Genomic DNA, 16,517 nt, shown 5'->3' on the forward strand with positions numbered 1-16,517 from the left:
GAACAATGAATGAAGATAAGGAAAAAGAAACCTCTCCCTATTCACATACTGAGCTGTTGCAAACTTCCTCTCTGAGGAATGTAGCGACACAAAAAACATTGTGAGATGAGAATGATTAAAAATTTAGGATGAAGAAAAAGTAAAATTGATGCTTTTAAAATATAAGAATTAGCATAAAGTTTTGCTATATAAAAAAAATGTACTACTTTTGCAAACTGAAAAATTTGGATTAATATTTTTTAAAAAATGAATATAAACAGAGAGCAAGTAGATGCTTTGAATGCTGTCATTAAGATAGCTATTGAAAAAAACGACTACGCCGATAAAGTAGAGAAAGTACTAAACGATTACAGAAAAACTGCTTCTATTCCTGGATTTAGAAAGGGTCACGTACCTGCTGGTATGATTAAAAGACAGTATGGCAAAGCTGTGAAGTTTGACGAAATAAACCGAGTGTTACAAGACTCGTTATACAAATACATAGGCGATGAAAAACTCAATATTTTAGGTAACCCACTCCCCAAAGAGAAAAAAGACATCGACTTAGATGCCGATGACTTTACTTTTGAGTTTGAAATAGGCTTAGCTCCTGCTATCGAAGTAAACTTGCAACCTAAAAAAGGAATCGTTCGCTACGAAATTACCGTTACAGATGACCAAATCGACAAACAAATAGAACGCATTCAGAAACAATTTGGTAAACTCGTTGCCAAAGGCGAAGTTATAGATGATGACAGTCTTGAAGTGACTGGTACTTTCTTTAACGAGGAAAAAGGTATTGACTCACAAGCTACTTTCACCTTAGAAGAACTCAGCAATGCTGTTCGCAAAGAGTTTGTAGGCAAAAAGATAGGTGACCAATTTCAGTTGCAAACCAAAGGGTTGTTCAAAGATGCACACAGCTTAATGCACTACTTAAAAGTATCGCACGACGAAGCTCATCACTTAGATGTAGAAGTTACTTTTACGCTGGAAGAAGTGAATGAACGCGAAAAAGCTGCTTTAAACCAAGAATTGTTTAATAAACTCTTCCCTGATGGTTCTGTTACCACCGAAGAGCAATTACGCAACAAGATAAGAGAAGGTGCTCAACAACAATACAATGAGCAAGCCGACCAGCATTTCTTAAACACCGTTACCGATTATTTGGTAGACAATACTCAGTTTGACCTCCCTGTTGCTTTCCTTAAAAAATGGTTGCGCACCGCTGGTGAAAAAGAACTTACTGAGCAAGAAGCGGAAAAAGAATACGAGCATTCAGAAAAAGGATTGCGTTATCAGCTTATCGAAGGCAAGGTAATGGAAGATAATAACTTGCACCCTAAATTTGAAGAGTTAAAAGACTTTGCGCGCACTTATATCAAAGCACAGTTATCTCAATACGGTATGCCTACCGATGACGATAGTTATGTAGACGGCATTGTAGACCGTGTATTACAAAACCGCGAAGAAGTACAACGCATTCAGCAACAATTGGTATTTAAGAAACTCATTGAGTTTTACAAAGAAAATGTAAATACTGATGTAAAGAAAGTTACTTTCGATGAATTTGTAAAGTTAGCTTTCCCTGAATAGAACTTCACAAAAAACATAAAAAACCAGTCCAAAATTGCTAATGATAAATACCATTTCTGTATCTTACTTTGGCAATTTTGGACTACCCTTTTTAGGTAAAAGGTAAGAGATCAAAGGTAAAAACAGCTACACTTAGACAAAGTTTGATATTTTGTAGAAGTCTGTTAATCATTATCTAACCATACTTCCTAAAAAGATAACCTTTAGTTATTAACAATTAATCATTAAAAAAGTGAATTTATCAGACGAATTTAGAAAATATGCTACTAAACAGCACGGTGTAAATAGCCTTTACTACGATAAGATTATCGGCAGTATGACCCCTTACATTATGGAGGAACGCCAGCTGAATGTAGCCCAAATGGACGTATTTTCGCGCTTGATGATGGATAGAATCATCTTCTTGGGCACCGATGTAAATGACCAAGTAGCGAATATTGTTACTGCGCAATTGCTTTTCTTGGAAAGTGTAGATAGCGCTAAAGATATTCAAATCTATATCAATTCGCCAGGAGGTAGCGTGTATGCCGGCTTAGGTATTTACGATACGATGCAGTTTATAAAACCTGATGTGGCTACTATCTGCACCGGTATTGCTGCTTCGATGGCTGCCGTATTGCTATGTGCTGGAACTGAGGGCAAACGTTCAGCTTTACCACACTCTCGTGTGATGATTCACCAACCTTCGGGAGGTGCACAAGGGGTAGCCAGCGATATGGAAATAAATCTAAAAGAAATGTTGAAACTCAAAAACGAACTCTACGAAATCATTGCCAAACACTCTAAGCAACCTTTTGCTAAAGTGTATAAAGACTCAGAACGCGACTACTGGATGATAGCACGCGAAGCTAAAGAGTATGGTATGATAGACGAAGTGTTAGAAAGAAAATAATGGCTAAAAAAGAAGTAGAATATTGTTCATTCTGCGGTCGTGCAGAACCCGAAACCGAGATGCTAATTCGCGGTATGGCTGGTAATATATGCAACTATTGCGTTGAACAAGCTAATATCATTATAGAAGAGGCATTCGGTACTAAAGCTCAAAAAGGGAAGCCTGTAGTATCGGGTGATATGACCCTGAAAACCCCACAAGAGATTAAAAAATTCCTCGACCAGTATGTAATAGGTCAGGACTTTACTAAAAAAATACTCTCGGTGGCAGTATACAATCACTACAAGCGTTTGCAACAACCCGATGCCGACGATGAAGTGGAAATACAAAAGAGTAACGTGATAATGGTAGGTGAAACGGGTACAGGTAAAACCTTAGTAGCACGCACAATTGCTAAGATGCTAAATGTGCCTATTGCCATTGTAGACGCTACAGTACTGACTGAGGCTGGCTATGTAGGTGAAGATGTGGAGAGTATTCTCTCACGCCTGTTACAAGCTGCTGACTACGATGTGGAAAAAGCTGAAAGAGGCATCGTGTTCATAGACGAAATCGACAAGATTGCTCGCAAGAGCGACAATCCCTCTATCACTCGTGACGTATCGGGCGAAGGGGTACAGCAAGCACTGCTAAAACTCCTCGAAGGCTCTGTGGTGAACGTACCTCCCAAGGGCGGACGCAAGCACCCCGATCAGAAGTATATAGAAGTAAACACCGAACACATCTTGTTTATTGCCGGAGGAGCTTTCGACGGCATTGAGCGTGTTATTTCTAAACGCCTGAATATGCAAGCAGTGGGTTACAATTCGTCTAAAAATACACAAGTAGATAGGAAAAACTTGGTACAATACATCATACCCAAAGACCTAAAAGACTTCGGTTTGATACCCGAGATTATAGGTCGCTTGCCGGTGCTTACCTATATGAATCCATTAGATAAACACACTTTGCGTATGATTCTTACCGAACCTAAGAATGCTATCATCAAACAGTATAAAAAACTCTTTGAGATGGATGGCATTAAATTTGATATAACAGAAGAAGCGCTCGACTTTATCGTTGAGAAAGCCTTAGAGTATAAACTCGGCGCACGTGGTTTGCGTTCGCTATGCGAGAATATACTCACTGATGCGATGTTTGAGCTTCCTAATTCAGGCGTAAAAGAACTGACAATAACCAAAGAATACGCTGAGGAAAAACTCAACAAATCAGCTTTGCAAATAGCTTCTTAAATTACAAAAGCAGGTGCGAGCTTGTAGCTCGTGCCTTACCTTTTAATTGTTAATTAATTGAATATGGATACAACGCAAATCATTCGCAATAGCCTCCTAAAAGCTGTTTCTTACGAGACCTATCGCAACCTGATAGACAAGTATGCAACAGAAGGAAAATCGAGCGGAGAAGAACAAACCGAAGAACGCATATATTACACTGCTTTAAACCAAAAACGCTACAAACGCTTAGATAAAACCATAGAAATACCTGAAGATAAGGCTCAATTCTTTGTAAACTACCCTAAGAGTGTTTGTTTATTAGTGATTATCGAAAGTTGGTGTGCTGATGCGGCTCAAATTGTACCCGTAGTACATAAAATAGCGACCCTCAACCCTAAAATCACTATGAAACTTGTTTTTAGAGATGAGAATGAAGAGCTGATGAATCTTTTTCTTACCAATGGAGGCAAAGCCATTCCTGTAGTAGTGTTTTTAGACTTAGAAGATAAGGTGTTAGCACATTGGGGCTCTCGTCCGTCAGTAGCTACTAAAATGGTAGAAGAAGAGAAGGCTAAGAATGGTAAACTCACCCCTGAATTCAAAGAAGAACTACAAAAATGGTACAACCAGGACAAAGGAGCCACCATTGTAGACGATTTTATGAAGATAATGAAAACATTGTAACCTCAATTATTAATTTAAAATATAAGTTATATGAAAAAACTAATAATAATGATGGCACTTAGTGCCTTTTCTGCTGTATCAATTAAAGCACAAGATGCGACAACAACTTCATTTAATTCGCAGAAAACTGCTTCAACTACTGTGGAAGTACAACCTGAAGAACCAAAGCCTACCAGCCTACCCGAACAATTCCAACGTATGATAGACAGAGCAGGGTCTTGGCAAAACTACAAAATGTTTGACAAAGTTAAGCTTGCCAGCTTTCAACGCAGTATGGCAGACAGTGTGAATAATATAAAATCACGCCTCGCGGCTGAAAAGGAAACAGTAAAAACTCACGAAGAAACTATTAAGACACTAAATGATAATATTGCCTCTTTGCAAACTACCTTAGACCAGACCCGCAATGAGAAAGATAGTATGAATCTGTTTGGAGCTTTACTATCCAAAGGCTTATACAATACCATTATGTGGGGAATTATTATTGCTTTAGGAGTTCTATTAGTGCTGTATATTTACAAATACTCTAACGGAAATATTGTTACAAGAAAGTCTCTTCATCAATTATCAGAATTACAAGAGGAATACGAGAGCTATCGCAAAGCAGCTATTGAACGCGAACAGAAAGTGCGTCGCCAGTTGCAAGACGAAATAAACAAACATCGTTAGACTGATGCGTATTGATATTATATCGGTTGTTCCTGAACTAATGGAGAGTCCTTTTGGCTACTCCATTATAAAGCGTGCGATTGATAAACAATTAGTAGAAGTACATTTCCACAACTTGCACGACTATGCCAATAATACCTACCGACAAGTAGATGACTATCAGTTTGGGGGGGGGGCAGGTATGGTGCTAATGATAGAGCCTATCGATAAGTGTATTTCAGCACTCAAAGCTGAAAGAGATTATGATGAGGTGATATTCCTCACCCCTGATGGCGATACACTGCAACAAAAGATGGTTAACCAACTGTCGTTGGCTAAGAATCTTATCATCTTGTGTGGACACTTTAAAGGGGTAGACCAACGCGTACGCGACCACTTTATCACTAAAGAAATATCCATAGGTGACTATGTGCTTTCAGGTGGGGAATTAGGAGCTGCTGTACTCTGCGATGCAATTATTCGCCTTATCCCTGGTGTCCTCTCCGATGAAACCTCAGCCCTTACCGATTCGTTTCAAGACAATTTGTTGGCTCCACCAGTCTATACACGTCCTGCTAACTACAAGGGTTGGGAAGTACCCGAAATTCTTACCAGTGGCAATACCCCTAAAATAGAACAATGGCGGGAAAATATGGCTTATGAGCATACCAAAGCCAAACGACCTGACTTACTGAAATAACAAAAGAATAACTTAAAATAATCCTTATGAATAAAAACTTAGCTTACACCTACGGAGCTTCCAATATCTCTCTTATAGGGGAGACTATCGACCAAAACCTTCGTAAAACAGTGGAAAAATACCCTAATAAGGAAGCGCTTATATCTGTACACCAGGACTACCGAGTTACTTACGCCGAGTTTTATGCACAAGTAACGGCTGTAGCCAAAGGGCTTATCGCCTTAGGTGTGAAACAAGGCGATAGGGTAGGTATTTGGTCGCCTAATTGCTATGAGTGGACGCTCTTGCAGTATGCTACCGCCAAAATAGGAGCGATAATGGTGAATATCAATCCTGCTTACCGCACCAGTGAGTTGATTTATGTAATCAATCAATCAGGGATATCATACATCTTTGCTGCCCCTCAGTTTAAAAGTAGTAATTATAAAAAGATGATAGACGATGCGCGTGAGTTCACTGAAACTTTGCGTAAAGAAGTGTATTGGGGAGAGAGCTGGCAACATTTCTTAGCACACGGTGAAAAAGTCACTGACGAGAAACTACTTTCTTTTGAAGAGAGAGTGCAGTTTGATGACCCAGTAAATATACAATATACTTCAGGAACTACGGGCAACCCCAAAGGTGTTACACTTTCTCACCACAATATCCTCAATAACGGTTATTTTATAGGTATCCGAATGAATTATACTGAAAAAGATAGAGTGTGTATTCCTGTACCTTTTTACCACTGTTTCGGAATGGTAATCGGCAATATCGCCTGCACAACACACGGTGCTACTATGGTAATCCCTAATGATAGTTTCGATGCTACTAAAACACTCGAAGCTGTAGAGAAAGAAAAATGTACTTCGCTTTATGGTGTGCCTACGATGTTCATCTCAGAACTGTATGTATTAGACAAACAACCTTATGATTTATCAAGTTTGCGTACAGGAGTAATGGCAGGTGCTTTGTGTCCTCCTGAAATTATGAAACGTGTAAAAGAGCAAATGAATATGCACGAAATAACCATTTGCTACGGTATGACAGAAACTTCGCCCGTCTCTACACAAACTAAAATAGGAGCACCTTTCGAGAAACAAATCTACTCGGTAGGAACTATTCACGACCACTTAGAGATTAAGATTATCAATCCTGAGACCAAAGCCATCGTCAAACGAGGTGAGAACGGTGAGCTATGTACTCGTGGCTATTCAGTAATGTTGAAGTATTGGAACAGTCCGCAGGCTACACAGCAGGTGATAGACGAACAACGCTGGATGCACTCTGGCGATTTGGCTATGATGGACGAGGATGGCTATATTCATATCTCAGGTCGCATTAAAGATTTGATTATTCGCGGAGGTGAGAATATCTCTCCTAAAGAAATAGAAGACTTCCTCTATACCTATAAAGGAGTAATGGACGCGCAAGTAATTGGTGTCCCTAGCAAAAAATACGGCGAAGAAGTTATGGCTTGGATTAAACCTAAAGAAGGGGTTACCCTCACTGAAGAAGAACTCCACGACTTCTGCAAAGGGCGTATTGCTCATTACAAAGTGCCTCGTTATTGGAAGTTTGTAGAAGAGTTCCCGATGACTATCTCGGGTAAAATACGCAAGGTAGAAATGCGTGAAATATCAGCCAGAGAACTCGGTTTAGAGGACGAAGATTAAGGTAAGGGAACTATTTTCCCTGTCTCTTTATTCATAGGCATCTGCGCCTTTACTTCTTTGAGGTAATGGCGCAATTTTTTTGTGAGTTGCTTTGCCTTACGAGGGTACTGTTCAAATAAGTTATGAGCTTCGCTTATATCTTGTTTAATATTGAACAGCTGTTTCTCACCCGTTTTGTGCATATATACTAATTTCCAATCGCCTTGCCTTATAGCACTCGAAGCTCCATAACCATAGCCTTCCACTGTATACCAATTGTTAGGACAATGCCAATAAAAGCAACGGTGCTCCTCTCCTACTCTTTTACCTTTTAAGGTCACCAAAAAACTTTTTCCATCTACCTTTTGAGGTACTTTATAGTCTTTTATCTTTGCCACTTCCAAAAGCGTCGGAAATACATCCTCTATAATCACAGGTTGCTCCGTGCGCTTATTTGTGGGTAGTTGCCCTTGCCAAGAGGCTATCATAGGAATACGCACACCTCCTTCATAAGCCGAGCCTTTACCTGCTTGTAGCGGATAGTTATGTGTATTAGGTTTTCCACCACGACCTACGGCACTCAGCCCTCCGTTGTCCGATAGAAACAAAATAAAAGTATCATTTTCTAACTGATGTGCTTTGAGGTAATCCAACACATCGCCTAAACTTTTGTCCATAGCTTCTATCATCGAGGCATAACGGGCTTCAATAGGGTTTAAATGCTGATATTTAGCACTGAAACGCTTATCTTCCTCAATAGGAATATGCACTGCATAATGTGAGAGGTAGAGAAAAAACGGACGGTCTTTAGGTCGGTTATCTAATGTTTCAAGCGCTTCTAACGTAAGTGCTTCGGTAACCGAAATATCTTTCCCCCAATATTTTTCGAGGTCAGGAATAGCAAAAGCAGACGAAGGTTGTCCATCGGTACGATTGCCAAAATTAGTAAGCCCTGAATAGCTCGCAGGTCCTCCTCCCGCGTGTCCTGCAATATTCTTCTCAAATCCTAAATTCAACGGATTAGCCCCTAAGGTTCGAGTTGCCCCAAAGTGTGCTTTCCCTATGCAAATAGTGTAGTAACCAGCTTCTTTTAATAACTGAGGAAGCGTTTTAGCATAATAAGCGTGAGGTACATTAGGTATGGGTGAAATACCATTCACATTCCAATCGGGTGGTGTGAGCGCGGTATCTTCTACATCGGTAGGGGTATTGTAGTGCAACGTCCAGTTAGTAACACGGTGGCGCGCCGCATTGCTACCGGTAAGCAAACTCACTCTGCTGGGCGAACAAATTGACGACGCATAACCTTGCGTAAGTTGCACCCCTCGCGAAGCCAATAGCTCCATATTAGGCGTGTGATAAATATCGTTATTAGGAACACGTTCACTCCAAAAAGGCAAAGAAGTGTCTTCCCATCCCATATCATCTACTATAAAAACTACTATATTAGGGCGTTGTGCTTCAACCGTGAAAAAAAGGAGTGTTGAAGCAAGTAAAAAGAGTGTTCTCATTTCATTTAAAGTTTCAGCAAAAATACAACTTTTCAATTAAACAAAATTATGTGTAACTAAAATAATAACTAAATTTCATCTTATATAGGGTCTAAGTTGATCTTAGATATATTTTTTGTTCGTCATTTGTTCGTCTGCCCGTGCTGCTCGCACCGTCATTTGTTCGTCTTTTGTTCGTCTTTTGTTCGTCTTTTGTTCGTCTTTTGTTCGTCTTTTGTTCGTCTTTTGTTCGTCATTTGTTCGTCTTTTGTTCGTCTTTTCTTCGTCTTTTCTTCGTCTTTTCTTCGTCTTTTGTTCGTCTCACTTTTCCGTTACTACACTCCCTCTCCTTGGGAGAGGGCTGGGGAGAGGATATTTTCTTCGTTAATTGTTTATCTGCCTGTGCGGATCGCACCTGCCTATGTGGTTCGCACCGTCTATCCTATAAGCTTTGTATAAAAATCTTCCTAATTCACTACTAATCACTAACCATTAATCACTAACCATTAATCACTAACCATTAATCACTAACCATTAACCATTAACCATTAATCATTAACCATTCATTTATACTTTCGTCACACCCTTTTTGTTATCCTCTCTCTATCTCTTCTGCTATTTCTTTAAATATCTTTAACTTATTCTTCTCAGCCAAAATTCTGAACTTCTGTGCGTATTCCTTAGGAAACTGCTTCCAAAAATCTGTGTCAGAAAGGTTATACAGAAAATAATAAGCATTTCCAGCCTTCATTTTCTCTAATGAGTGATAAACAAGCTCATACTTATTGGGTAAGTTTCGTTTTAAAATAAGGTGATACAACCATATGGTGTCTTCTGAAAAAGTTTCTGAGAGTGCTTTCAAAAGCCATTCATCTAATGATTTTCCATCTTTTTCTAAGGCATCGAGTATAATAAAAGTATTTAATGCATAATTGTTATGGAGCTTTTTAAGACTACGGAGGAATGAATAAAACACAGGTATCCAACGAGGGTCTATTCTATCTACTCTCACTTCTGAACATTTACGAACTGTATAAGTATAATAGCCATTAGTTCCACTAAATGCTTCTAACATACTTCCTGTTGCAACTGATTTTCCAAGTGTAGTGCTAAATGTTTCAAATAGTTGTTCCTTACTAAAATTTTCATTATTAAAAGCTCTCCAAAAAAAGTTTATCCACAAATCATTATAACCACTGTTAAAAGTGAGATATTGCTTATGCTTATCATAGAATGCCACCACCTTATCTGCTTCAAAGCTATTGAGAATACCTACTATTTTCATTGGTATAGGGTCATAAGTGTTCTTAAATAGACTTCTGCGAAGAGTGTTGAATTTCTGAGATTGTAGTAATTCAGATAAGAACTCATATACTTCATTACAATCCTTATTCTCCAAAATATCCAAATCAATAGCAAAACGTTCAAAAGCATTAGTTACTGCTGCATTGTTATCTGTTTTTTCTATTGAAAGTAGTATGTTAAATTGCTCGTATACCTTTTTAAGAAAAGGTTGATAATGTGAAGGTATTGCTAATAAAGAAATAGCTTCAGCCAAAGCTTTTGCATTTCCTTTTGCTTTATTAGTCTCATAAAGTGCAAGTAACTTATCGATGCTACGTTGTGTGCCCAATATTGCTAATGCCTTATAGGAAGCCTCCCGTACCAACTTATTCTTGTCACCTGTAAGGCTCATAATAAAGTCTTCTGTTTGCGTATCTTTCTTCTCAGCTATTATGCTAATGGCTTCAGCTTGTAGGTTAGGTAAACTCTCACTGAATATCTTATCCGTTAGGCTATCCATCTCGGTATACTTTAGCTGGTACAATAATCGCAAACGGCGTATGTTTTCAGTCCTATCCTCTAAACGAAAATCCGATAGCAGGAAAGGGAGCATTGCTTGACCACAAGTGGGAATAATAGTTTGGAGTACATAATCGGCGAGTTCAGTATACTTATCAGCCAAGGCATAGCTCAAATAACCAAAGGTACGAGAATCTTTAAATATACCACGTTCAAAAGCGTCTTTAAGTACTTCTAAACGTCCTGAGTTACTCTGGGTAAGAGCTTGCAATACAGGTTTCAGTTGTAAATACGAATAGGTTGTATTTACATCGGCTATAGATACATTGGGTTCTTGTAGGGCTTTGGTAGCTTCTGCTTGTATAGTAACGCCTTGTGTATAGAGCACCGAATAGAGCAAAGTGGAAACATTTAATAGCTTTTCGGCAGATTGCTGGCTTTCAACTTGTAGCAATGCTTCTACTTCTTGGGCTAATTTATTAAATACCGGAGCCTTTTCTCCCAATTTCTTCAGTATAGGAATGTACTTCTGCAAGCGAGGGTCATTTTTAGCAAACTTACTCCCTGCTATAAACAGGCGGTTAAGTTCTTGTTGTAAATCGTATAAAGGTTTCATTTCTAATATGCTAATATAATAAACGGATAATTTTATCAGGGGTAATAAGCGACATTGGCTGAGCAGACAAAAGTCCACTAGCTACATCATTATGCATCATTGCTGTGAGGGTGAGTCCTTCGGCGTTGGAGGGCAAAAAAGCTTTCAGATTGCCCGTTGGCGATACAGCCCCTTCTCCTATATCTTTTAAGGTGATAGCAAAACCATTGGCATCTTCTACAACCAAATCCTCCCCTACTCTATAAGCTTTATGCAGTGCCAAAAGTACTACCGGATGCTTGTCCATCAGTGGATTTTTTATAGTGTTCTTTACACTCTTGATAGTATCAGCAAACTGAGTCGATGCCCATTGCTTAATGGTAGTAAGGTCTGCTTTTTGTAGAGGGCGTTCCGTTATACTGTCAGCTTCCCAACGAATACGAGGATTGGTATCACCAGGGTAAATATATAAGTCTTTCAGTTGTAAAACACCAAACATAGTGTTCTCTTCCTTGATGTACTTTGCTGCCTTGTAAGGACGATAATTCATCGTTTTGAATATCTTGCCTGTGGTTAGGTTAAGCCATAATCCTTCATCTACATATTCTTTGCGCGCTTCATTGTCATAACTATTAAACGAAAGCTGTACAAGGCTTGCATTTTCCTCATAAAGTCCATATTGCATTAGCTCTACTAACTTCCATACATAGCCTATTTGCTCTTCAATAGCTGAGGATAGTTCAGGCAATCCTTCTGGATCTTCTTTGCGGGCTTTTAGATATTCAGAGGCCTTTTTTAGTAAAGCTGAAAGATAATTTAAGTTATTTACTACCTCTGTATATTCTTCCTCTTCTACTTCTTCAAGTGACAAAAGTAGGTTATTGAAAGCCGTTTGTATACCGCCTATATAGTAGTTGCCCAATTCTTTTATTTGAGTTCTAAGGGTGGCGCGTAATTTTGCATCTATTGAAGAAAGTCCTGTACTGACTATATCGCGCAAAAGTTTCTGAGCTGTATCAATACCTATAAGCTGAGTGTCTACTTTCTTAACAAAAGCCGTTTTATTTACCTTCTTAGGTTTATCAGCTTTCTCTTTGATAGACTCTTTTTCTTGAGTTTTCTTTTCCTGTCTTTTCTCTATCTTTTCACGCTTAGCAGTAATATCTTCTGGCACCTCACCTTCACTAAATTGACTCTTATCTGCCTCAAAGCAATACAATAAACCAATAGCGTGTTTGCAAGGAAACTGACGGCTAGGGCAATTGCAGCGAAACACTGGGGTATGGCTATCTATATAGTCAGCTGAGCAATAATAAGGATTTTTACCACTTCCTGCACATTCACCCCATATAAGGTTCTTTTCAGCATTGATTTTTAGATTAGTAAATTTTCCTTTCTTTTGTAAATCTCGCCCTTTTTTAGCTGCTTCGGCATTAGGAGCGAGTTCTTCAATCTTTTGTTGTGTTACTTCTATCATATTGTATTGTGAATTATATGGTTTTATCGGAACATAAACAACTTATTATCCTTTTATAAAAGTGAAAGCTACAAAACGGAACGCAGTCGATGGCAATGTTTAAGTTCAAGACCTCTATACCCACAAAGGCAAAGACTATAGCAAAGTTTTAATTATGATGTGATAAACATCAGCGGGGGTAACACACATTCCCCTTATTAAAAACTGTTTGGGTATAGAGCGAAATATCAATGAGTGTGTTTGCTATCTTATGAAAAATCCGTTTTGTAGCTTTCTAAATTGGTATGATGTAAATCTGTTATAGGTCAACTATTTTACACCGCACCAAACCCTATTTCTTTAAAAGGTACTCAATAGTACTTTTATAACTGTTAGGCACTACGATTCTAAAACCTGCAACCGTTTCCTTTATTTTCATCAAATTGGCTGTTCTTTCTACTACCAGAGCAGTTACTTTTTCCTGACGTTCTTGTTGCAACCTTTGAAGTTCTTGTTCATATTGTAATTGAGCGTTATTCTGGAACGTACGGAACTGAGTTTTATAAAAATTCACTTCACTTTCAACCTCACGATGCTGAGCTAATAGCTGTTCTTGCAGTTCTTGTAGCTCAGCAAGGTCGTACAGAGGTACATTCTTTATTTTAAATACCTGCTCACCTACTTGCTTTAGGGTAATAAGTTCTTTCTTAGTGAGATTTGTGCGCACCTCATCAAAATTATGAATATACTTCCCGATGTGAGCAGCTTTAGCCTCAGCTTCCTTATATCGTACTACATCTTCAAGTGATAAAGTTTTGAGGTAATCCTCTATGGTAACCTCTCTAAGCCGATTGAGGTGTTCATAGTCAATTGGTTTTACTTCAGCTTCTGCTTCAAGTTGTATATTGGTTAGCTTTTTTGCTAGCACATCTAATCGGGCTTCCTTCTCCTTAATTGCCGTACGCAAATAAGCTGAGATTGCATATAGCGACCCTATTTCAGTGAGCTTACCTCCGATATCTTCTACCTTCTCAAAGTTATCCAAAGGTTCCCCATCAATACTTGAAGTATGAGTTTCAATAGTATTAACAAGGTCTTGAATGGGTTTGAGTCGTTCTTTAATACGCTCACATACGTAGTTAGCCTCTGATGAGGTAAGTCCAGAGGTATTAAAATAAGGATTCTTGGTTTGTAAATAATCTATCATAAACAATTTGCTTTTATTTATTTTACCAAATAAATTAGTAGTTTTTTATCTTCCCTTAATGGGTAGTTTTTCTTTTGAGTACCTTCTCAACAGCTTTCAAGATACCTTCTTTGTCTAAACCGTACTTTTGCATTAGCTGAGCGGGAGTTCCACTTTCACCAAAGGTGTCGTTTACAGCCACAAATTCCTGTGGAGCAGGATAACGCTGTGTAAGCACACGGGCTATGCTCTCACCTAATCCACCATAGTAATTATGCTCTTCACAAGTTACTACTGCTTTAGTTTTCTTTACTGAAGTAAGAATAAGCTCTTCGTCTAACGGTTTAATAGTATGAATATCGATAACTTCTGCTGAAATACCTTTTTGCTCCAATTCCTCACAAGCCAAAAGAGCTTCCCATACCAAATGCCCTGTAGCGATAATAGTAACGTCCTTTCCTTCGTTTAGCAAAATACCTTTTCCTATTTCAAAGGTTTGGTCTTCAGGAGTAAAGTTTGCTACCGTAGGACGACCGAAACGCAGGTAAACAGGACCTACATAATCAGCAATGGCAAGAGTAGCAGCTTTTGTTTGATTGTAATCACAGGGATTGATAACTACCATATTAGGAAGCATTTTCATCAAACCAATATCTTCTAATATTTGATGGGTAGCTCCATCTTCTCCGAGAGTAAGCCCAGCGTGAGAGGCACAAATTTTTACGTTTTTATTTGAATAAGCTATCGACTGGCGTATTTGGTCATACACACGCCCTGTAGAGAAAGCTGCAAAGGTGCCTGTAAAAGGTATTTTACCTCCAATAGCAAGACCAGCAGCAATACCCATCATATTTGCCTCAGCAATACCTATTTGAAAGAAGCGCGTAGGGTTCTCCTCGATAAATTTTTCCATCTTCAATGAGCCAATCAAATCGGCACAAAGAGCAACTACATTAGGGTTCTTACTTCCTAACTCAGCAAGTCCTGCCCCGAAACCACTTCGGGTGTCTTTTTTTCCTGTATCAATATATTTTTTCATCGGTAAATGAGTGTTATTCTTTTTGAGCGACAAAAGTAATACTTTTTATCTTTTCTTCCTAACAAAACTTTCTATTTCTGCATAAACAAAATAAATGAAAAGCAGAAACGCCTCTATAAGCATAAGAAGAAAACTAATTAGTTCTATCACAAGCTATCGTTTTAAATTAAGAGTAAAGATAGTAAACATTCATTACTTACAGTTTTTTTTGTTTATTTATTTCTTCAGTAAAATAATCTTTTGTACTTTTAGCCCCTCATTAAATCTATATCTCGCTTATTATGGATATGAAAACCATTATCATCGACCCTTATTACACCCTGATTGTCGCTACAATAGTGTTGCTCGTAGGGCGACTATTAGTGCATAAAATCAAATTTTTAAGAAACTTCAATATACCCGAACCTGTAGCGGGCGGATTGTTAGCAGCAGTATTTATCTATCTGCTGTATACTGCCACAGGCATTTCCTTAGAGTTCAATACCAGCTTGCAAGATGCTTTTATGCTATTTTTCTTTTCGTCCATAGGTTTGAGTGCCGATTTCTCTCGACTAAAAGCTGGTGGTAGAGGGCTGATTATTTTCCTGGGGGTGGTCGCCCTCTTTATTGTAGTACAGAACTCTGTGGGGGTAGGCTTAGCAAGTGCCTTGGGGCAAAACCCTGTTATGGGACTCATCACGGGCTCTATAACACTTACTGGCGGACACGGAACGGCAGGTGCTTGGGGTAAAATATTAGAAACCGACTACGGTATAAAGGGAGCTACTGACCTGGGAATGGCTTCGGCTACCTTCGGATTGGTACTCGGCGGACTTATTGGTGGTCCTATAGCACGCAAGTTAGTGAACAATATAGGAAAAAAGCCTATTACTGAAAAACAAAGTACTGACACCGTAGCCGATAACGTAGTAGAAGTTTTTGAAAATGCAATTAAACAACGCCTCATCACTTCTAAATCAGCGATAGAAACTATGGCACTATTTGCCGCTTGCCTATCGTTTTCAGCTATAATGGTATCACCCACAGTAACTGCCTTTTTCCCAGAAAGATTCACTATTCCTCAGTTTGTATGGGCATTGTTCTTTGGGGTACTCTTGCGCAATGTGCTTACCAGAGGCTTTAGTGTAAATATGTTCGACCGCGCTATCGATGTGTTTGGCAACGCTTCTCTGAGTTTGTTTTTAGGCATTGCCCTCTTAAACCTCAAACTGTGGCAATTGCTTGATTTAGCCCTCCCGATGCTCATTATTTTGGCAGTGCAAACCTTTGTGATGTGCTCTTATGCCTATTTTGTTACCTTTCGCCTGATGGGTAGCAACTACGATGCTGCTGTACTCTCAGCAGGACACTGTGGTTTTGGTATGGGTGCCACCCCTACGGCAGTCGCCAATATGCAGTCGGTAACCGAGCGTTTTGGACCTTCACACAAAGCCTTCTTGATAGTGCCAATGGTAGGGGCTTTCTTTATCGACTTCATCAATGCTTTTATTTTAACTACATTTATTAGTTTGTTGCAATGATAATAGTCGGATAATTAATGGTAAAAATAGGGTTAGCTTATAGAAAGTTTATAGGGTAAACGAACAAAGACAAAAAAAGTA

13 protein-coding genes are annotated in these 16,517 nt (G+C 38.8%); 8 read left to right on the plus strand and 5 right to left on the minus strand.

Annotation, left to right across the window (positions count from 1 at the left end; all coding sequences use genetic code 11):
• The first annotated feature begins 246 nt into the window (after window positions 1-246).
• The 7 genes from tig (at window position 247) to COCH_RS10190 (ending at window position 7,368) form a co-directional block, all read left to right on the plus strand.
• The gene (gene tig, locus COCH_RS10160) at window positions 247-1,575 is read left to right on the plus strand and encodes a trigger factor (RefSeq protein ID WP_009411074.1); all 1,329 of its coding nucleotides are present in this window, start codon (window positions 247-249) and stop codon (window positions 1,573-1,575) included.
• 232 nt (window positions 1,576-1,807) lie between these two features.
• Window positions 1,808-2,467, plus strand: coding sequence for an ATP-dependent Clp endopeptidase proteolytic subunit ClpP (gene clpP, locus COCH_RS10165; protein WP_009419923.1), 660 nt, complete (start codon window positions 1,808-1,810; stop codon window positions 2,465-2,467).
• Window positions 2,467-3,699, plus strand: coding sequence for an ATP-dependent Clp protease ATP-binding subunit ClpX (gene clpX / locus COCH_RS10170; RefSeq protein ID WP_002672217.1), 1,233 nt, complete (start codon window positions 2,467-2,469; stop codon window positions 3,697-3,699). Before clpP ends, clpX begins: the two co-directional genes overlap by 1 nt.
• Before the next feature lie 63 nt (window positions 3,700-3,762).
• Window positions 3,763-4,365 (plus strand): thioredoxin family protein, encoded by a 603-nt coding sequence (locus COCH_RS10175; RefSeq protein ID WP_015782997.1) that lies wholly within the window; start codon window positions 3,763-3,765, stop codon window positions 4,363-4,365.
• Between the two features lie 30 nt (window positions 4,366-4,395).
• The gene (locus tag COCH_RS10180) at window positions 4,396-5,034 is read left to right on the plus strand and encodes a hypothetical protein (RefSeq protein WP_015782998.1); all 639 of its coding nucleotides are present in this window, start codon (window positions 4,396-4,398) and stop codon (window positions 5,032-5,034) included.
• 4 nt (window positions 5,035-5,038) lie between these two features.
• Complete coding sequence (gene trmD, locus COCH_RS10185) at window positions 5,039-5,713, plus strand: tRNA (guanosine(37)-N1)-methyltransferase TrmD (protein ID WP_015782999.1); 675 nt, start codon at window positions 5,039-5,041, stop codon at window positions 5,711-5,713.
• A 26-nt stretch (window positions 5,714-5,739) separates the two neighbouring features.
• Window positions 5,740-7,368 (plus strand): AMP-binding protein, encoded by a 1,629-nt coding sequence (locus COCH_RS10190; protein ID WP_015783000.1) that lies wholly within the window; start codon window positions 5,740-5,742, stop codon window positions 7,366-7,368.
• On the opposite strand, the gene COCH_RS10195 is transcribed toward COCH_RS10190, so the two are convergent.
• From COCH_RS10195 to COCH_RS10215, 5 genes are all read right to left on the minus strand, one after another.
• Window positions 7,365-8,858 (minus strand): sulfatase, encoded by a 1,494-nt coding sequence (locus tag COCH_RS10195; RefSeq protein WP_015783001.1) that lies wholly within the window; start codon window positions 8,856-8,858, stop codon window positions 7,365-7,367. The two genes, COCH_RS10190 and COCH_RS10195, sit on opposite strands and share 4 nt — an antisense overlap.
• A 571-nt stretch (window positions 8,859-9,429) precedes the next feature.
• Window positions 9,430-11,256 carry a HEAT repeat domain-containing protein gene (locus COCH_RS10200; protein ID WP_015783002.1) on the minus strand — a complete coding sequence of 609 codons (1,827 nt, stop codon included), beginning with the start codon at window positions 11,254-11,256 and terminating at the stop codon, window positions 9,430-9,432.
• A gap of 10 nt (window positions 11,257-11,266) precedes the next feature.
• Window positions 11,267-12,712: an SWIM zinc finger family protein gene (locus COCH_RS10205; RefSeq protein WP_015783003.1), complete on the minus strand. Its 1,446-nt coding sequence runs from the start codon at window positions 12,710-12,712 to the stop codon at window positions 11,267-11,269.
• 331 nt (window positions 12,713-13,043) lie between these two features.
• Window positions 13,044-13,898: a hypothetical protein gene (locus COCH_RS10210; RefSeq protein ID WP_015783004.1), complete on the minus strand. Its 855-nt coding sequence runs from the start codon at window positions 13,896-13,898 to the stop codon at window positions 13,044-13,046.
• Window positions 13,899-13,953: 55 nt separating this feature from the next.
• The gene (locus COCH_RS10215) at window positions 13,954-14,916 is read right to left on the minus strand and encodes a transketolase family protein (protein WP_015783005.1); all 963 of its coding nucleotides are present in this window, start codon (window positions 14,914-14,916) and stop codon (window positions 13,954-13,956) included.
• Between the two features lie 281 nt (window positions 14,917-15,197).
• Between COCH_RS10215 and gltS the strand changes: the two genes are divergently transcribed.
• On the plus strand, window positions 15,198-16,436 hold the full coding sequence (gene gltS, locus COCH_RS10220) for a sodium/glutamate symporter (RefSeq protein ID WP_015783006.1): 1,239 nt from the start codon (window positions 15,198-15,200) through the stop codon (window positions 16,434-16,436).
• The last annotated feature ends 81 nt before the right edge of the window (window positions 16,437-16,517 follow it).

This window comes from Capnocytophaga ochracea DSM 7271 (assembly GCF_000023285.1).
Classification (GTDB): domain Bacteria; phylum Bacteroidota; class Bacteroidia; order Flavobacteriales; family Flavobacteriaceae; genus Capnocytophaga; species Capnocytophaga ochracea.